The 223-nt window shown below is 66.8% G+C and carries 1 pseudogene; it reads left to right on the forward strand.

Annotated features, from left to right (window positions below):
• A pseudogene (locus MOV75_RS42280) lies at positions 1-223 on the forward strand (NAD(P)(+) transhydrogenase (Re/Si-specific) subunit alpha); the annotation flags it as partial.

Raw genomic sequence — 223 nt, forward strand, 5'->3', positions numbered from 1 at the left:
GCCGGCGCCGAAGCTGGTCAGTGCCGACATGGTCAAGTCGATGAAGCCGGGCTCGGTGCTGGTCGATCTCGCCGTCGAGCGCGGCGGCAATGTCGAGGGTGCGAAGCCGGGCGAGGTCGTCGACCTCGATGGCATCAAGATCGTCGGCTACACCAACGTCGCCGGCCGCGTCGCGGCCTCGGCCTCCAGCCTCTACGCACGCAATCTGTTCTCCTTCATCGAG

Source organism: Bradyrhizobium sp. PRIMUS42 (assembly GCF_023006515.1).
In the GTDB taxonomy this organism is placed as follows: domain Bacteria; phylum Pseudomonadota; class Alphaproteobacteria; order Rhizobiales; family Xanthobacteraceae; genus Bradyrhizobium.